Below are 17665 nucleotides of genomic sequence, written 5' to 3' on the forward strand. Positions count from 1 at the left end.
CGCGAAGGCGCGGGCCTGACGTGGTGGTCAGCCGAGCCCAAGACGCCGCACGGCCGTGGGCACCGACAGCGGGAACAACAGGTCGATGAAGCGCTCGGCCGTCGGCTGCGGCTCGTGGTTGGCGAGCCCCGGCCGCTCGTTCGCCTCGATGAAGGCGTAGGTCGGCTCGTGCGGCGCGCGGACCATGAAGTCGACGCCCACCACGGGTATGTCGATCGCGCGCGCCACCTTGACCGCGGCGTCCACCAGGGTCGGATGCACCACGCCGGTGACGTCGTGGATCGTGCCGCCGGTGTGCAGGTTCGCGGTCTTGCGCACGGCGATGGCCTGGTTGGGCGGCGCGACGTCGTCGAGCGCGAAGCCCGCCGCGCGCACGCAGCGCTCGGTCTCGGCGTCGATCGGGATCGAGCTCTCGCCGCCGGTCGCGGCGGAGCGGCGGCGGCTCTGGGCCGCGATCAGGTCGCGCACCGTGGAGCGGCCGTCGGTGGTGATCTGCGCGGGTCGCCGCACCGCGGCGGCCACCAGCTTGAAGTCGATGACGATCAGCCGAAGGTCCTCGCCCTCCGCCTTCTGCTCCACGATCACGCGGTCGCAGAAGGCGCGGGCGCGCTCGATCGCCGCCTCGGTCTCCTCGACGGTCTCCAGCCCGACCGAAATGCCGCGGCCCTGCTCGCCGCGGGCGGGCTTCACCACCACCGAACCGTAGCGCTTGAGGAAATCCTCCAGCTTCGCGCGGTCGCCGGCCTCGATCTGGTCCGGCACCGTGACGCCCGCGCGCGACACCGCGCGGCGGGTGACGGCCTTGTCGTCGCAGATCGACATAGCGACGCCGGTCGTCAGCTCGCTCAGCGACTCGCGGCACAGGATTGAGCGCCCGCCATGGGTCAGGCGGAAGAAACCGCCCTCGGCGTCGGTGACGTCGACGCCTATGCCGCGGCGGCGCGCCTCGTCGACGATGATCCGGGCATAGGGGTTGAGCCCTTCCGTGCCCTGATCGCCCACGAACAGGCGCTCGTTGATCGAGTTCTTGCGCTTCACCGAGAAGGTCTGAATGCGTTCGAAGCCGAGCTTCTCATAGAGCGCGATCGCCTGCGCGTTGTCGTGCATCACCGACAGGTCCATCGTGCGGGCGCCCTGTTCGGCCAGCGTCTCGGCGAGCCTGCGCACCAGCGTCTCGCCGACGCCGGGATGGGTCGCCTGCGGGTCGACGGCGAGGCACCAGAGCGATGAGCCGCCCTCAGGGCAGCCAAAGGAACGGCCATGGTCGACGCCGGTCACCGTTCCGATCACGGCGTGGGTGCGGGCGTCCTCAGCGATGAGGTGGATCACGGCGTCGCCGCCGGCGTGGCGCTCGAAGAAGTCGGGGCGCACCGTCACCATGTGGCGCGAGGCGTAGATGCGGTTCACCTCCTCGGCGTCCGACGGCCGAGCGAGGCGACGCACGTTGAAGGCGCGCTGGCCGCGGCTCGACGGCTCGTAGGCCTCGAGATCGAGCCGGAACATGTGGCTGGGATCGAGGAACAGCTCGAGCGGGGCCTGCGCCAGCAGCACGTGCGGGTCGTCGACGTAGACCGCGATGTCGCGCGCCTCCGGCCCCTCCTCGCGCAGCGCCTCGGCCAGCAGCGCCGGGTCTTGGAAAGTCTGGCCGAACAGCAGCCGGCCCCAGCCGCAGTCGACGATCGCGTTCGCCTGGACCACGGGCGCTTCCTTCGATTGGCCGTCGCCGCCAACGGCCGCCCGCTCGCCCTGTTGCGTCTGCATCGCCGTCATCGCCACCGTCCCGCTTTCCGTCCGTTCAAACGCCGTGGGTCTGGAGCCAGACCTCCAGCAGCGCGCACTGCCACAGCTCGGAGCCCCGCAGCGGCGTGATGTGCGCCTGCGGATTCGCGAACAGGGTCTCCAGATACTCCGGCCGGAACAGGCCGCGCTCGCGCGCCGCCTGGCTGCCCAGCGCGTCGCGGACCATCTCCAGCGTCTGGCCTTCGAGGTACTTCAGACCCGGCACAGGGAAGTAGCCCTTGGGCCGGTCGACGATCTCCTTCGGCACGATCTGGCGCGCGAGGTCCTTCAGCACGCCCTTGCCGCCGTCGGCGAGCTTGTGCTCGCCCGGAATGCGCGCCGCGAGCTCGACCAGCTCGTGGTCGAGGAACGGGACGCGCGCCTCCAGCGAATGGGCCATGGTCATGTTGTCGACGCGCTTAACCGGGTCGTCGACGAGCATCACCAGGCTGTCGAGCCGGAGCGCCTTGTCGACCGCGTCGTCGGCGCCGGGCATGTCGAAATGGTCCTCGACGAAGGCGCGGGCGTCGTCGGCGGTGGCGTAGGCCTCGGTCACATGCGCGAGGTAGCGCGCGTGGTCGCGGTCGAAGAACGCGCGGGCGTAGTCGGCCGCCGGCGCGTTGGAGGCCGCGACCGGCGGGTACCAGTGGTAGCCCGCGAAAATCTCGTCGGCGCCCTGGCCCGACTGCACCACGGTGACGTGCTTCCGGACCTCTTCAGACAGCAGATAGAACGCCACGCAGTCGTGGCTGACCATCGGCTCGGACATGGCCTCGATCGCGCCGGGCAGCGCGTCGAGCATGCGGCGCTCCTCGATCGTGATCTTGTGGTGCTTGGTGCCGAAGCGCTGCGCGACGATATCCGAATACTTGAACTCGTCGCCTTCCTCGCCGCCGCGGGATTCGAAGCCGATCGAGAAGGTCTCGACGTTCTGGTGCCCGAGCTCGGAGAGCAGGGCCACCACGACGCTGGAATCGACGCCGCCCGACAGCAGCACGCCGACCGGCACGTCCGCCACCATGCGGCGCTTCACGGCGGTGCGCAGCCCTTCGTGCACCTGTTCGCGCCACTCCTCGAACGATCGCGCCACGTCGGCCGCCGAGCGGTCGTAGGAGACGGACCAGTAGACCTCGTCCTTGGTGCGCCCGTCCGGCTCGTAGATGCGCAACGTCGCCGGCGGCAGCTTGCGCACGCCCGCCAGGATGGTGCGCGGCGCCGGCACCACCGAGTGGAAGCTCATATAGGCGTTGAGCCCGACCGGATCGATCGACGTGTCGACCCCGCCCGCCTTCAGCAGCGACGGCAGCGAGGACGAGAACCGAACGCGGCCAGCGCCCTCGGAGACGTACAGCGGCTTGATGCCGAGCCGGTCGCGGATCAGGATGACGCGGCCCGAATCCCGCTCGTGGATCGCGATGGCGAACATGCCGAATAGCTTCTTCGGCAGCTCGGTCCCCCACTCCTTCCAGCCCTTGATGATGACCTCGGTGTCGCCGTCGGAGAAGAAGACGTGGCCCTTGGCCTCCAGCTCGGCGCGCAGCTCCTTGTGGTTGTAGATGCAGCCGTTGAACACGATGGTCAGGCCGAGCGCCGGGTCCACCATCGGCTGCTCGGCGCGTTCCGACAGGTCGATGATCTTCAGCCGCCGGTGGCCGAAGGCGACGCGGCCGCGGGCGACCACGCCCTCGCCGTCGGGACCGCGCGCCACCATGCACCCGGCCATCGCGGCGACGGCCTCGACCGACGCCGGCTGACCGAGAAAGGTCGCTTCACCGCAGATTCCGCACATGTTCGTCCCGTCGCCTCGTTGAGATACGGCGGGGCCCGCGGCGTCGAGACCCCGACGCCGCCTGCCCGCCTTGTGCATCGCAACCTATGGCGCGCCGCACGGAAGGCGAGTCCGAAGCATGCCCAAAAGGCGTTCAGCTTCGAAGGGCCAAGCCGCCGCGGTCAGAAGCCGGAGTAGCGGCCGGGCTTGTGGTTGAGGACGAGAACGATGCTCAGAACGACCGCGCTGAGCACCGAAAGCGCGACGTGCCGAGGGTCGAGCACGGCGGCGGCGCAGGCTATCACGAAGCAGTCCGTCAGCGCCTGGGCGAGGCCGGCGCGCATGACGCCGCGCTCCTGCAGATAGATCGCGAGCGCGCTGAACCCGCCGACGCTCGCTCGATGGCGGGCGAGCGCGAGCACGCCCATGCCGAGCAGCACCCCGCCGGCCACCGCCGCGAACGGCTCGCTGCGGACCTCGATCGCGAAGGCGTGCGGCGCGAGCGCCCCGAAGCCGGCCAGCATCGGGTTGACGATCAGCGTCTTCAGCCCGAACTCGCGCCCCATGGTGCGGAACACCAGCGCGTAGAACGGCGCGTTCACCAGCAGGAACAGCAGCCCCGCCGGCCAGCTGGTGGCGAAATGCAGGATCAGCGCGATGCCGGCGACGCCGCCGGTCGCGAGCCCCGCCGCCTGCAGCAGCGCGAGGCCGAAGCCGATCAGCACCACCGCGATGCAGAACGCGACCGCGTCCTCGAACCGCGTGTGCTTGCGGGCGTCGGCGGGCTTGAGCGCCGCGGCGAGGCGGCGGGGGTCGAACGGACGGATCATCGCCCCGAGTATGCCCGCCCCGGGCCGCGCGAGAAGCGCGTCAGCCGGACCGCTGCCATTCACGCCCGGACTGGACGCTCCTGTCCGCGACTCCGGCGTTCAGCCCTGCCCCGCCTTTTCCGCGGCGTCCTCGGCCGCGACGATGGTCTTCAGGCTTTCGGCGCGCGGCATCGAGATGATGTTGTAGCCGGCGTCCACGAAATGGACCTCTCCGGTGACGCCCGACGACAGGTCGGAGAGCAGATAGAGCGCGGCGCCGCCGACGTCCTCGATGGTGATCGGGCGGCGGAGCGGCGCGTGGCGGCGCTGGTGCTCGTACATCAGCCGGGCGTCGGCGATGCCCGCGCCGGCGAGCGTCCGCACCGGGCCGGCGGAGATCGCGTTGACGCGGATCCCCTGCGGACCGTAGTCGGCGGCGAGATAGCGTACGCTGGCCTCCAGCGCGGCCTTGGCGACGCCCATGACGTTGTAGTTCGGCATGACGCGGGTCGCGCCGCCATAGGTCAGCGTGATCATCGCGCCGCCGCCCATCATCAGTTCGGCGGCGCGCTTCGCGATCTCGGTGAAGGAGAAGGCCGAGATCACCATAGTGCGCGAGAAGTTCTCGCGGGTGGTGTCGGCGTAGCGGCCCTTCAGCTCGTTCTTGTTGGAGAAGCCGATGGCGTGGACAAGCAGGTCGAGCCCGCCCCAGCGCTCCTTCAGCGCCGCGAACACCGCGTCGACCGAGGCGATGTCCTCGACGTCGCACGGGAGCACGAGATCGGAGCCGACGCTCTCCGCCAGCGGCCGCACGCGCTTGCCCAGCGCCTCGCCCTGATAGGTGAAGGCGATCTCGGCGCCGGCCTCGGCCAACGCCCTGGCGCAGCCCCAGGCGATGGAGTGGTCGTTGGCGACGCCCATGACGAGGGCGCGTTTGCCTGAAAGAAGTCCGGCGACCATGCGCCCCTCCGAAGGATGCGCCGGGGACGTTCGCGTCATCCCGGACGGAGCGAAGCGAAGATCCGGGATCGTCGTCCGGACATGGCGCCTCATTCTGATGACGATCCCGGCTCTGCGCGGCTAGGCCGCTTCGGCCGGGATGACGCTCGACGTCACACCCGCTCGAACACCAGCGTGGCGTTGGTGCCGCCGAAGCCGAAGGAGTTCGACATCACAGCGTTCAGGGTCTTGTCGGTCCGTTCGCGCAGGATCGGCATGTCGGCGAAGGCCGGGTCGAGCTCCTCGATGTGGGCGCTCTCGGCCATGAAGCCGCTCTGCATCATCAGCAGCGAATAGATCGCCTCCTGCACGCCGGCGGCGCCAAGCGAATGCCCGGTGAGCGACTTTGTGCCGGAGATCGGCGGGCACTTGTCGCCGAATACCGCGCGCAGCGCCTCGACCTCCTTGAGGTCGCCGACCGGGGTCGAGGTCGCGTGCGGGTTGACGTAGTCGATCGGCTCCCGCGCCGTCTTCATCGCAGCCCGCATGCAGCGCACCGCGCCCTCGCCGGAGGGAGCCACCATGTCGTAGCCGTCGGATGTCGCGCCGTAGCCAGTGAGCTCGGCGTAGATCTTCGCGCCGCGCGCCTTGGCCCGCTCGTACTCCTCAAGCACCAGCACGCCCGCGCCGCCGGCGATGACGAAGCCGTCGCGGTTCTTGTCATAGGCGCGCGAGGCGGTGGCGGGCGTGTCGTTGTACTTGCTGGACATCGCGCCCATGGCGTCGAACAGATTCGACAGCGTCCAGTCGAGCTCTTCGCAGCCGCCGGCGAACATGACGTCCTGCTTGCCCCACTGGATCATCTCGGCGGCGTTGCCGATGCAGTGGCTCGACGTCGCGCAGGCCGACGAGATCGAGTAGTTCACGCCCTTGATCTTGAACCAGGTGGCAAGCGTCGCCGAGGCGGTCGACGACATCGCCTTCGGCACCGCGAACGGGCCGATCCGCTTCGGGCCGCCCTTCTCGCGGGTGATGTCGGCGGCCTCGACCACGACCTTGGTGGACGGCCCGCCCGAGCCCATGATGATGCCGGTCATCTCGTTGGAGATGTCGCTCTCCTCGAGCCCGGAGTCCCGGATCGCCTGATCCATGGCGACGTGGTTCCAGCCCGAGCCGCCGCCGTGGAAGCGCATGGCGCGGCGGTCGACCACCTCAGCGGCGTCGAGCGTCGGCGCGCCCTGGACCTGGCACTTGAATCCGTGGGCGGCGAACTGCTCGGCGCGGGTGATGCCCGACTTCGCTTCCCGCAGGGCGGCGACCACCTCTTGCGTTGAGTTTCCGATCGACGACACGATGCCCATGCCGGTGACGACGACGCGTCTCATGGGGAGCCTCCCAGTCCTGTGAACGCCCCCGCGCCGGGGCTCGCGACCCAAATCGCGAGGCGCGCGCGGCGGAGGGGCCGATGATCCCGAGCTTCAGACCGAAGCGGCGCTCAGGCCGCCGCGGCGTCGGCCTTGAACAGACCCACCTTCAGATCCTTGGCCTGGTAGATGGTCTCGCCGTCCGCCTGAAGCCAGCCGTCGGCGATGCCGAGCGTGAGGCGGCCGCGCACGACGCGCTTGAAGTCGACGCCGTAGACGACCTTCTTGACCGTCGGCAACACTTGGCCGGTAAACTTGATCTCGCCGGTGCCGAGCGCGCGGCCCCGCCCCGGCGCGCCGAGCCAGCCGAGGAAGAAGCCGGTCATCTGCCACAGCGCGTCCAGCCCGAGGCAGCCTGGCATCACCGGATCGCCCTTGAAGTGGCAGTCGAAAAACCAGAGGTCCGGCCGCACCTCGAGCTCGGCGCGGACAAAGCCCTTGTCATTCGGGCCGCCGGTTTCGGAGATCTCCGAGATGCGGTCGAACATCAACATCGGGGGAAGCGGAAGCTGGGCGTTCCCGCCGCCGAAAAGCTCTCCGCGCCCACAGGCCAGAAGATCCTCATACTCAAAGCTGGCCTTGCGTTCGCTCATGTCGCTCCGTCGGCGTCCTCTGCTCGATCCCCGCCGCGCGGCGATCCGGCGCGCAGGCGCGGCTTTGCTAGCACACATGCTCGGCGAGCGGAAAGCGCCCCGAACGCCGGAGGTTGATCGCTGCGCCGCGGCAGGCTATTTTGAATGCGCGAGCGCCCTGCGTCTCTTGCAGGGCAGTCATTGTGCGCGCCACGCCCGGCTCCGCCGGACCGGGGAGCCCCAGCGTTAGAGATTGTCCGAGACCGACGATGGCCGAGACGAACACGACCACCGCCGCCGCCAACGCGGTCGCCGCGGCTTCAGACTGCGGCCTTCGCCCGTCGCTGTGCGTCGCTCGCGACGTGGGAGGGATGCTGCGCGACTCCGGCCTGCGGCCGACCCGCCAGCGCATCGCGCTCGGGCGTCTGCTCTACGCCAAGGGCGACCGCCACGTGACCGCGGAAATCCTGCATGAGGAGGCGATGCGCGCCCGCGTGCCGGTGTCGCTCGCGACCGTCTACAACACGCTGCACCAGTTCACCGAGGTGGGCCTCCTGCGCGAACTCGCGGTCGACGGCTCCAAGACCTGGTTCGACACCAACGTGACCGAGCACCACCACTTCCTGGTCGAGGACGACAACAAGCTGTTCGACATCCCCGGCGCGCACGTCTCGGTCGATCGCCTGCCCGACATCCCGGACGGCATGGAGATTTCGCGGGTGGACGTCGTGGTCCGCCTGCGTCGCAAGGCCTGAGCTTTCGAGCCACTTAAACAAAAGCCCGCTGCGGAAACGCGGCGGGCTCTTTGTTTGCGTAGGCTGTCATCCCGGACTCGCGAAGCGCGAACTGGGATCGTCGTCAGAACAGGCGCAAAATTCGGCGCGCGCTACCAGATCGGCCTGCGGCCGTCCGGAATAGCAGGCGAGAGAGACCCGCCGACGCGGTCGTCTCGGTAAATGCCTTGACCTCGCTCGCCAACGCATTTGCAGACCTCGCTCAGCATCTCGGCTTCAGCTGGCAGCAGCCGTATCGACCATCACGTCATGTCGATGAGGCGAGCTTGTGAACTTACAGCCAGCCAATCCGATGGAAAGCGAGTCCGGCGGTCAGACCGACAGGTATTCCCAACCATCCTGCCGAAGGATAGCCAATGCCTTGGCCTATAACGATGCAAGCGGATGTTCCCAGAGCGACTCCTGACAGAGCGACCCAATATCTCCACGTTTTAAGTTTCGGATCGAATAGGCGCATTTTGGGCTCATTCATCGGGGTCTATCCCGCCGTCAGTCGAACCGCTCGCCGGGATAGACGCCCCACAGCCGGTTCTGCTCGATCCAGCCGTCGAAGCCGTCGCCCTCGACGCGGCGCCAGTTTTCGTCGCAGCGGTGGGCCTCGATCAGAACTCTCGGCTCCAGCCGGGCCGCGCGAAGCGCGCTTTGGCTCAGTCCACAATCGCGGCGTGATGGCGAACAACCGCCCGCCCGCCGCAGTCGGTCAATCGGCGACGAGCGCGGCGATCTGGCCTGTGGCGACTAGAAAAACCAACGCCTTCTCCATGTTGGATCGCGTCACAGACCGTACGACGATTAGGTTCTTCTCAAAGAAGATGCCCCTCGCCTCCATTTCATTTTCTATTTCCTGACCAAGACGCGCTGGATCATAGAATGTCAGGCTGTATCGAGCGCCACCTACGATAGCTTTAACGTCTGAAAACCATCCCTTGCACCTTACGATCGACGCACACTCATCGAAATCAACTGGCAGAACGAGACAAGCGTCCGCTGGCGTCATTCCTGTCCTCCGCCGTCAGTCGAACCGCTCGCCGGGATAGACGCCCCACAGCCGGTTCTGCTCGATCCAGCCGTCGAAGCCGTCGCCCTCCACGAGGCACCAGCCTCCGTCGCAGCGGCGGGTCTCCACCAGCACCTTCGGCTCCAGCCGGGCTGCGAGCCGCGCGTCGGCGCCCGCGCGCACATGGACCGGCAGCGCCGCGTCCTTCGACCAGGGCGCGACCAGCGCGGTGCGCCGGCCGGACAGCAGACTGTGCCAGACCCAGCCTTCCGCGCCCTCGGAATCGCGGATGCGGCGCCAGTTGTCGTATTCGGCGGTGATCTCCACCGGCTCGCCGGCCCGCCGGTAGACGAAGGCGACCGGATGCTCCTTGGTCGGGCCCTGCCGCACATAGACCTTGGCGGACTTCAGGCTGACGAAGCGCGGGATCGGCAGTCCGGAGACCGGACCGATCATGACGCCGGCCTCGCCCGGCTTCGCGGCCTGAGCCCGGGCGCCCGCCGGCGCGAGCGTCGCGGCGATCACGGCGGCCGCCGCCGCGGCGCGCGGAAGGCGGCGGAAAATCGATGTGGTCATGCCCCGGAGAACTCCGTCTTTCGTCGCCGTATTGCGTTCCGCCCGCCGTCTGTTAGAGACGGCTCATCTCCCGTGCGCGGACATGTCCCGCCTGCGCACCGCCGCCAGCATCCCGCGTCCGCGTTGACGATGGATTAACCGTGACGCCCGAGCGCCCCCGGAAAGGTCGACGGCCATGAAGAAGCGACCGCTCGTCGTTGTGACGCGCCGGCTCCCGGACGTGGTCGAGACCCGGATGCGCGAGCTGTTCGATGCGCAACTGAACCACGACGACGCTCCGATGTCGCAGAGCGCGCTTGGCGAGGCGCTGACTGTCGCCGACGTGCTGGTGCCGACGGTCACCGACCGCATCGACGCCGCCGTGCTGGCGCAGGCTGGTCCGAACCTCAAGCTGATCGCGAATTTCGGTAACGGCATCGACAACATCGACGTGCAGTCCGCGCTCGACCGCGGGATCACGGTGACCAACACGCCGGGCGTGCTGACCGAAGACACCGCCGACATGACGATGGGCCTGATCCTCGCCGTGCCGCGCCGGATCGCGGAGGGCGCGCGCGTCGTGCCGGACGAGCATGACTGGACCGGCTGGTCTCCGACCTGGATGCTCGGCCGCCGCATCTGGGGCAAGCGCCTCGGCATCGTCGGCATGGGCCGCATCGGGCAGGCGGTGGCGCGGCGCGCGCGCGCCTTCGGCCTGTCGATCCACTACCACAACCGCCGGCGGGTCTCGCCGCATGTGGAGGAGCAGCTCGAGGCGACCTATTGGGAAAGCCTGGACCAGATGCTCGCGCGGATGGACATCGTGTCGGTCAACTGCCCGCACACGCCCGCGACCTACCACCTGCTTTCGGCGCGGCGGCTGAAGCTGCTCAAGAAGGAGGCCTATGTCGTCAACACCGCGCGCGGCGAGGTGATCGACGAACTGGCGCTAGCGCGGATGCTGGAGGCCGGCGAACTCGCCGGCGCGGCGCTCGACGTGTTCGAGAACGAGCCGGCCGTGAACCCGAAGCTCGTGAAGCTCGCGCGCCAGAACAAGGTGGTGCTGCTGCCGCATCTCGGCTCCGCCACCATCGAGGGCCGCGTCGACATGGGCGAAAAGGTCATCGTCAACATCAAGACCTTCTTCGACGGCCACCGCCCGCCGGACCGCGTGCTGCCCGCCATGCTCTGACGGACCGCGCCGCCCCCGAGGGCGCGGACGGCCCGTGACGGACCTCCCGACGGACGGGGCGTCAGCGGCCTCAAGCGGCGGGCAAGCGACGCGAACGTCTGCGAGAATGCAACCCGATTGACTCCGCGCCAGGAGCCATTCATGTTCACGGAACATTCGATGAACATGGGGTGGATGATGCGCATTCAGCTTGCGGCCGCCGGGCGGCCGTTCCGCCACGTCGCTTCCGTTCTCACCTTTGCGCTGTTGGCGCTTTCGGGCCTGGCCGGCCTGTCCGCCGCCGCCGAGCTGGTCGGGCCGGAGGCGCTGAAAACCGGCTGGTTCGACGGCCGCACGGTCTCGACCACCGGCCCGCGCGGCGGCCGCTCGGATTTCGTGTTCACGCCGGACGGCAAGGTGACGCGCGCCGGCGGCCGCGCCGGCGCGGCGACCGACGGCACTTGGCGGCTCGACGAGGACGGCTTCTGCATGAAGCTCGGCCAGGCCCGGCGGGAATCCTGCTATCTCGCGATCCGGTCGGGCGACAGCCTGAAGGTGGTGCGGCGGTCCGGCGGCGCTTTCGTCTGGGCGCGCTGACCCGGCCCCGGCTCAGCGCCGGGCGTGGATCGACAGGTCCCGGATCGTCGGCGCCGTTCCGGTGACCGGGTTGTCCGGGTCCCACCCGTAGGAGATGGTCTCGAAGCGCATCGCGCGGGCGTCGACCACGAGCAGCCGGCCGACGAGGCCCTGCCCGAAGCCGACGATCTCGCGGATCACCTCGATCGCCATCATCGAGCCCATCATGCCGGCGAGCGCGCCGAGCACGCCGGCCTCGGCGCAGGGCGCGACGGTCCCTGGCGGCGGCGGCTCCGGAAACAGGCAGCGCCACGTCGGGTTCGGCGCGCCGTCCGGCCCGGTCTCGTGGGCGCGAATGGTGGTGAGCGCGCCGTCGAAGGTCCCGAGCGACGCGGTCACCAGCGGCCGGCCGGCGAGCGCGCACGCGTCGGCGACGAGGTAGCGGGTCGCGAAACTGTCCGAGCCGTCGGCGACGAGGTCGTAGGAGGCGATCAGCTCCATCGCGTTGGCGGCGTCGAGCCGGAACGGATGGGCCGCGACCGTCACATGCGGGTTGACGCGGGCGAGCGCATCGACGGCGGAGTCCGTCTTGGGCCGGCCGACGTCCGGCGTTCCGTGCAGCACCTGCCGCTGCAGGTTCGACAGCGAGACCACGTCGTCGTCGACGATCCCGATGGTCCCGACGCCGGCGGCGGCGAGGTAGAGCGCGAGCGGGCTGCCGAGCCCGCCGGCGCCGACCAGCAGCACGCGGGCTTTCGCGAGCTTCTGCTGGCCAGGCCCGCCGACCTCCCGCAGCACGATGTGGCGGGCGTAGCGTTCGATCTCGTCGGTGCTGAGCGGCATGGCGACCGCTATAGCACGCCGACGCGCAACGCGCGCCACCCTCTCCGCCGCGTTTCGAACATGGCGGAAGGCCTCGTTTTTCAACGGTCTCGTTAACGCGGCCGTCGGACATCCGCCGGCATGATGGCGGAGATCTCGCACGGGAGCCCTCTCATGATCCGTCGCCTTGGCGCCCTCGCTTTCGCCGCTCTCGCGCTCGTCTCATCCCCCGCCCTCGCCGAGGCGCCGGCTTGCGGCGGCGTCGACCTCGTCGCAAAAATCCGCGCCGAACGGCCGGAGGCCTACGCCGTCTTCGAGCGCGACGCCCGCGCTGTGCCCAACGCGGAAGGGCTGCTCTGGCGCATCGAGGCGAAGGGCGCCGCGGCGCCCTCCTACCTGTTCGGCACCATGCACACCACCGAGAAGGACCTGGTCGCGCTGAGCGAGCCGGCGCGCCAGGCGCTCAGCGCGGCCAAGACCGTCGTCGTCGAGGTGACGAACGCCACGGGCGCGGCCACTCAGGCCGAGATCATCGCCTACGTCACCGCGAACGGCATCGATTTCAGCGGCGGCGGGCTCGAGGGCTTCGACGAGGCCCAACGCGAGGAGGTCGGCCGCCGGATCGCGGCCAGCGGCCTGCCCGCGGCCCTCGCCGCCTCGCTCAAGCCCTGGTTTCTCGGCGTCACGCTGCAGGTCGCGCCCTGCGAAACCAAGCGGATCGCCGACGGAATGCGCACGATCGACCTGCAAGTCGAGACGCTTGCCCGGGACGCCGGCGCCACGGTCGTCGGGCTCGAAAGCGTGACGGAGCAACTCGACGCCGTCGCCAAGACGCCCGACGAGACCGCGCGCCGGATGATCCGCGACCTTCTGGCCAGCCAGACCGCGAGCGAGGACCTGCGCGCCACCACGCTGCAGCTCTACCGCGACCGCCGGATCGGCTGGTACCTCGCGATGAAGGGCGAGACCTTCGGCAAGGCGCTCGACGTAACCGCCTATGCCGATTTCATGGAGACGCTGGTGGACCGGCGCAACGCGGTGATGGCCGAGCGGTCGCAGCCCCATATCGCCGCCGGCGGCGCCTTCGTCGCGGTCGGCGCGCTCCATCTGCCCGGCCCCAAGGGCCTGGTGGAGCTCTATCGCAAGGCGGGCTTCACCGTGACCAGGGTGTGGTGAAACGGGCGCACGCCGCGTTCGGACCCGCCGGCATGAGGCTCTCGTGCGGGCGGATTGGGCTCGAACGCTGTCAGCGCCGCTGCAGCAGCCACATCAGCACCGGTCCCGCGATGGCCATGCCGACCAGCCCGGCCGGCACCTGGAACGGAAAGTAGACCACGCGGCCGAGCCAGTCCGCCGCGACCAGAATGAGCCCGCCAAGCGCGGCGGCCCCTCCAAGCTGCCGCCCGGCCGTCCTCAGACCAAGTTGGGCCGCGAGATGCGGCGCCACCAGCCCCGCGAAGCTCAGCGGGCCGATCGCCATCGTGGCGGCCGCCGTCAGCGCGGCGGAGGCGGCGAGGATCGCCGCCGTCACGCGCGGAGCTGGCGCGCCGAGCCCCGTCATCGTCGCCCGTCCGAGCGGCGCAAGCGCGAGCCAGCGGACCAGCGCCGCCGCGCCGGACAGGCCGACCAGCGCGAGGGCGGCCGCGCCCAGGGCGATCCGCGGCTCGACGTCGTAGGCGGAGCCCGCCATCCAGTTCGCGAGCACGAGCATGCGCGGGTCGCCGGTCGCCATGGCCGCGGCGACGAGCGCGTTGACGCCGGCGCCGATGGCGACGCCCGCGATCAGCACCTGATCGCCGCCCGTCCTCCGCCGGGCGAAGACCATGAGCCCCGCGGCGGTCACGAGGCCGCCCGCCGTCGCGGCCGCAAGCTGCGCGCCGTAGCCGGGGGCGGCGAGCAGCACGAGCGCCGCAAGCAGGCCGAGCGCCGCGCCGGACGAAACGCCCAGCACGTCGGGGCTTGCGATCGGGTTGCCCGTCAACCGCTGCAGCATCACGCCCGCGGCCGCGAGCATCGCCCCCGCCGAAGCCGAGGCGAGCGTCCGTGGCCAGCGCCATGGCAGCAAGTCCATGAACATCGCGCCGTCGGCGATCCGCAACGTCCCGTCCGGCGCCCGGCCGACCGCGAGCGAGAGAACCGCCAGCGCGAGCGCAGCCGCGACGACCAGCCCGACCCGGACGCGGCCTCCCCTCGCGCGGGCGATCGGTGGCGAAGCGGAGGACGGCAGGGCCGCCGGCGACATCCGCGACGCGAGCCAGAGCAGCGTCGGCGCGCCGACCAAAGCCGTCGCGGCGCCCGTTGGGATCGCGACGCCAGTCCAGACGTCGAGCGCCTGGAGCGCGGAATCGGTCGCGAACAGCAGCGCCGCGCCGAGCGCCGGAGCCCACAGCAGCTTGCGACGCACCGTGCGCGCGCCGAGCGCGCCCGCGAGCGCCGGCGCGGCGAGCCCGACGAAGCCGATCACGCCGACCGCGCTCACGATGACGGCCGTCAGCGCCACCGCGAGCGCGAGGCAGGCGAGCCGGATCTGAACGACGGAGAGGCCCAGATTTCGGGCCTGATCGTCGAGCTGCAGCAGAGCGAGCGGCCGCGCCAGAAGCGCCAGAAGGCCCGCCGCGATCCCGACGCGCGGCGCGAGCTCCGTCACGATCGACCAGTCCTGCTGGCTGAGGGCGCCGCTGCCCCAGATGAAGAAGCCGACGAGCTGCCTCTCGTTGAACAGAACCAGCGTGGCCGAGGCGGCGCCGCAGAACATGGCCGTCACCATGCCTGCGAGGATGACCGTCAACGGCGCGAGCCGGCTTCGCCATGACAGCAGCAGCACCAGCGCCGCGGCCGCGGCGGCGCCCCCGAGCGCCACGCCTTCTCGCGCGGTGTCGACGACGGCGGGGGCGAGCAGCGTCGTCACCGACAGCGCGAGCTGCGCGCCGGCCGAGACCCCGAGCGTCGAGGGCGAGGCGAGCGGATTGCGCAGCGCCTGCTGGAAGGCGACGCCCGCAAGCGCCAGCCCGGCCCCGGCGAGCGCGGCCACGACGACGCGCGGCGCCAGGCTGTAGTGCACGAGGAGCTGGGCGACGTCGTCCGGCTCGGGCGCGAACAGCGCCGCGCCCCAAGAGGCAGGCGGCAGCCGCCCGAGAAGCGCGGCGGCGAGCCCCGCCAAACCGAGCGCGAGCAGCCCCGCGAGAGCCCCCGCAGGGCCCCACGGCCGGTCAGACACGCGCGGCCGCCTCTCCGAGCAGACGGGCGAGACGGGTCAGCACCGGCAGGCCGCCGAAGGCGAGCGCGGGCGCGAGCCGGATCGTCCGGCCGGGTTCCGCGAAGCCGACCGCCTTCCAGATCGGGCCGGCGCGCAGCAGCGCGAGCGCGTCCGACGGGGTCGGATCGAACAGCGCCAGCCGCGCGTCGTGGACCTCGGCGAGCGCTTCGACGCCGACGGCGGCGAAGCCCCAGGCGTTGGTGGGGCGCGTCCAGCCGTTGGTCAGCCCGAGCCGGACGAGGCCGTCTTGGTAGAGACTGTTGCGGCCGAACACCCAGACATTACGCGCGTCCTGGAAGTTCACCATCAGCAGGGGGCGGTCGGCGAGCGGCCGCACGCGCTCGCGCGCCTCAGCGAGCTCCGCGTCGACGCGCGCGAGAAAGGCCTCCGCCTCGTCACGTGCCCCGATCAGGTCGCCGATCCGCCGGGCCGCGGCGACGAGATTCGGCCACGGCGAGGATCCGGTGGCGTGCACCGGTAGGGTCTCGACCGGCGCGATCCGCGCGAGCTTCGGCTTCAGGCGTTCCAGATAGGGCGTCGACAGGATGAGGTCGGGCGCGAGCTGCTGCAGAAGCTCGAGATTGGGCTCCCGCGAGGTGCCGAGATTGACGATGCCCGGCGTCAGCCTGGGCTCGACGCACCAGCGGTCCCACTCGTCGATCGCCGCCATGGCGATGGGCGGACGGCCGATTTCGATCAGCGTCTGGCCGACGCCATAGTCGAGCGTGACCACGCGCCGCGCCGGCGCCGCTTTCGACGCCCCGGAGGCCGCCATAAGCGCCGCCGCGCCCACAAGCATGCCGAAGGCCCGGCGCGAGGGCGCGGGTCGTGGCAGTTTGGACGCGTCGGGCGACAGGGACGACAGAGGAGCTCTCGCGGGGACAGGGTTCACGTGCGAGGCGAACGGATAGCCGAAGCCGCGACGGGCGGAAACCTCCCGCCGGGCGTGCGCGACGGCGAAGGGCCGAGCGGACGCTCGCTCAGCGCCACGTGCCGAAGGCGAACCGGATCGCCTGGTTGATCGCGGTCGGCAGCACGGACATGTGGGTTTCGCCGCCGATCAGCTCGAATTCGCTTGTGATCCCGTCCAGCGCGCTCAGGCGCGTGTGCATGGCCCGGGCGTGGGTTTCGATCCGGGCCGAAGCCTGCACGGCGCGGCGCTTCTCCGCGTCGGCGGCGTCGAGCGGGAACGGCGCGGGCGCCTCCTCGTACTCGCCGACCGAGATCAGGACGCGCAGATCCGTCGGCCGGTCCGCACTGGCCTCGAACGCCTCGGCGAAACGCAGGAGGGTGAAGTTCTCCCAGTAGACGCTGGGGCTGACGGCGATCCAGCGCGAGAACGCCTCCGGCCGTCGGAACAGCGCATAGAGCGCGAACAGGCCGCCGAAGGAGTGGCCGAACAGGGCGGAACGGGCGGGATCCGTTCGCACGCGGCGCGCGATCTCGGGCTTCAGTTCCTCCTCGAGGAAGGTCAGGAACGTCTCGGCGCCGCCGGTGCGCACGTCGGGTCCCTGCGGCGTGTGGGGCGGATAGGTCGCGCCCGGCGGTGGACTGTAATCCCAGGACCGGCGCACGCTGTCGTACGGCGCGTCGGTCGGGTACCCGACCGCGACCACCGCCGCGTCGGCCACGCCTGCCCCCATCGGCCAGGGCGTTTGGGCCCGCAACGCCTCGACCGCCGTTCCGAACACCGCGTTGCCGTCGAGCAGGGTGATGACTGGCCAGCCGCCGGCGGGGGCCTCCCCCGGCGGCGTCCGCAGGAAGACGCGGTAGGGTTCGCCGCCCGCCTTCGGAGCGAGGTCGAAGCGCAGGCATCCGGGAAGGGTGACGGGATGGTCGGTCAGGGTCGTGAAATCCGGCTGGGACTGGACGGTTGCCGACGACCTCGCGCGCCCGTCGCGGCGCCGTCAAGGCCGCTGCGATCGACGGCGACGCGATGGCCCGGATTGAGACAGTCGCCGTTTGTGGAGCCGGCGAACCAATGGGAGGCGATGTCGTGCGCGGATGGCGCTCCGCGCGAGCCGGCTCATCTGCCGACCGTTTGCGGCGAGCCGCTGCAAGCAAAGACGAACGGTGCGACCGCCCGCCCTAAAGGAGGGGGTAACTTCGCTCGGCGCCGATCACAGGGCGAAGTCGCCTCGCCCGTCGGCGCTGTTCCTGCTGGCGTGGTCAAAGCAAAACGGCCGCCTGTTTGGGCGGCCGT

17 protein-coding genes are annotated in these 17665 nt (G+C 70.4%); 4 read left to right on the top strand and 13 right to left on the bottom strand.

What is annotated here, in order from left to right:
- Nucleotides 1-27: 27 nt before the first annotated feature.
- The 6 genes from ngg to fabA form a co-directional block, all read right to left on the bottom strand.
- Nucleotides 28-1770 carry an N-acetylglutaminylglutamine synthetase gene (ngg, locus tag PKE78_RS06540; RefSeq protein ID WP_428981231.1) on the bottom strand — a complete coding sequence of 581 codons (1743 nt, stop codon included), beginning with the start codon at nt 1768-1770 and terminating at the stop codon, nt 28-30.
- A gap of 25 nt (nt 1771-1795) precedes the next feature.
- A complete protein-coding gene (locus PKE78_RS06545) occupies nt 1796-3568 on the bottom strand; it encodes an N-acetylglutaminylglutamine amidotransferase (RefSeq protein WP_271200019.1) in 1773 nt (590 codons plus the stop codon).
- Between the two features lie 161 nt (nt 3569-3729).
- A complete protein-coding gene (locus PKE78_RS06550) occupies nt 3730-4377 on the bottom strand; it encodes a YitT family protein (RefSeq protein ID WP_271200020.1) in 648 nt (215 codons plus the stop codon).
- Nucleotides 4378-4476: 99 nt separating this feature from the next.
- Nucleotides 4477-5316 carry an enoyl-ACP reductase FabI gene (gene fabI, locus PKE78_RS06555; protein WP_271200021.1) on the bottom strand — a complete coding sequence of 280 codons (840 nt, stop codon included), beginning with the start codon at nt 5314-5316 and terminating at the stop codon, nt 4477-4479.
- A 152-nt stretch (nt 5317-5468) separates the two neighbouring features.
- Nucleotides 5469-6680 (bottom strand): beta-ketoacyl-ACP synthase I, encoded by a 1212-nt coding sequence (fabB, locus tag PKE78_RS06560; RefSeq protein WP_271200022.1) that lies wholly within the window; start codon nt 6678-6680, stop codon nt 5469-5471.
- Between the two features lie 110 nt (nt 6681-6790).
- Nucleotides 6791-7312: a 3-hydroxyacyl-[acyl-carrier-protein] dehydratase FabA gene (gene fabA / locus PKE78_RS06565; protein WP_271200023.1), complete on the bottom strand. Its 522-nt coding sequence runs from the start codon at nt 7310-7312 to the stop codon at nt 6791-6793.
- A gap of 248 nt (nt 7313-7560) precedes the next feature.
- Between fabA and irrA the strand changes: the two genes are divergently transcribed.
- Nucleotides 7561-8046 carry an iron response transcriptional regulator IrrA gene (irrA, locus tag PKE78_RS06570; RefSeq protein ID WP_428981232.1) on the top strand — a complete coding sequence of 162 codons (486 nt, stop codon included), beginning with the start codon at nt 7561-7563 and terminating at the stop codon, nt 8044-8046.
- A gap of 528 nt (nt 8047-8574) precedes the next feature.
- Here irrA and PKE78_RS18495 read toward each other — a convergent pair.
- Genes PKE78_RS18495 through PKE78_RS06585 form a run of 3 tightly spaced genes read right to left on the bottom strand, consistent with a single transcriptional unit; the run spans nt 8575 to nt 9658 of the window.
- Nucleotides 8575-8790, bottom strand: a complete 216-nt coding sequence (locus PKE78_RS18495; RefSeq protein ID WP_309299094.1) for an SH3 domain-containing protein — start codon at nt 8788-8790, stop codon at nt 8575-8577.
- Nucleotides 8786-9082, bottom strand: a complete 297-nt coding sequence (locus PKE78_RS06580; protein ID WP_271200024.1) for a hypothetical protein — start codon at nt 9080-9082, stop codon at nt 8786-8788. Before PKE78_RS06580 ends, PKE78_RS18495 begins: the two co-directional genes overlap by 5 nt.
- A gap of 15 nt (nt 9083-9097) precedes the next feature.
- The gene (locus PKE78_RS06585) at nt 9098-9658 is read right to left on the bottom strand and encodes an SH3 domain-containing protein (protein WP_271200025.1); all 561 of its coding nucleotides are present in this window, start codon (nt 9656-9658) and stop codon (nt 9098-9100) included.
- 175 nt (nt 9659-9833) lie between these two features.
- On the opposite strand from PKE78_RS06585, the gene PKE78_RS06590 reads away from it, so the two are divergent.
- Entirely contained in the window at nt 9834-10829 is a 996-nt protein-coding gene (locus PKE78_RS06590; protein WP_271200026.1) for a 2-hydroxyacid dehydrogenase, read from the top strand.
- A 141-nt stretch (nt 10830-10970) separates the two neighbouring features.
- Nucleotides 10971-11405, top strand: a complete 435-nt coding sequence (locus PKE78_RS06595) for a hypothetical protein (protein WP_271200027.1) — start codon at nt 10971-10973, stop codon at nt 11403-11405.
- A gap of 12 nt (nt 11406-11417) precedes the next feature.
- On the opposite strand, the gene PKE78_RS06600 is transcribed toward PKE78_RS06595, so the two are convergent.
- Nucleotides 11418-12227 (bottom strand): HesA/MoeB/ThiF family protein, encoded by an 810-nt coding sequence (locus PKE78_RS06600; RefSeq protein ID WP_271200028.1) that lies wholly within the window; start codon nt 12225-12227, stop codon nt 11418-11420.
- 153 nt (nt 12228-12380) lie between these two features.
- On the opposite strand from PKE78_RS06600, the gene PKE78_RS06605 reads away from it, so the two are divergent.
- The gene (locus PKE78_RS06605) at nt 12381-13382 is read left to right on the top strand and encodes a TraB/GumN family protein (RefSeq protein WP_271200029.1); all 1002 of its coding nucleotides are present in this window, start codon (nt 12381-12383) and stop codon (nt 13380-13382) included.
- A 70-nt stretch (nt 13383-13452) separates the two neighbouring features.
- Here the strand turns inward: PKE78_RS06605 and fhuB are convergent, their stop codons facing one another.
- The 3 genes from fhuB to PKE78_RS06620 form a co-directional block, all read right to left on the bottom strand.
- Complete coding sequence (fhuB, locus tag PKE78_RS06610; RefSeq protein WP_271200030.1) at nt 13453-15423, bottom strand: Fe(3+)-hydroxamate ABC transporter permease FhuB; 1971 nt, start codon at nt 15421-15423, stop codon at nt 13453-13455.
- Nucleotides 15416-16261 carry an iron-siderophore ABC transporter substrate-binding protein gene (locus tag PKE78_RS06615; protein ID WP_271200031.1) on the bottom strand — a complete coding sequence of 282 codons (846 nt, stop codon included), beginning with the start codon at nt 16259-16261 and terminating at the stop codon, nt 15416-15418. The genes fhuB and PKE78_RS06615 overlap by 8 nt, the downstream gene beginning before the upstream one ends.
- Nucleotides 16262-16442: 181 nt before the next feature.
- A complete protein-coding gene (locus tag PKE78_RS06620; RefSeq protein ID WP_271200090.1) occupies nt 16443-17306 on the bottom strand; it encodes an alpha/beta hydrolase in 864 nt (287 codons plus the stop codon).
- Nucleotides 17307-17665: the final 359 nt, after the last annotated feature.

It is taken from the genome of Methylopila turkensis, assembly GCF_027922325.1.
Lineage (GTDB): Bacteria > Pseudomonadota > Alphaproteobacteria > Rhizobiales > Methylopilaceae > Methylopila > Methylopila turkensis.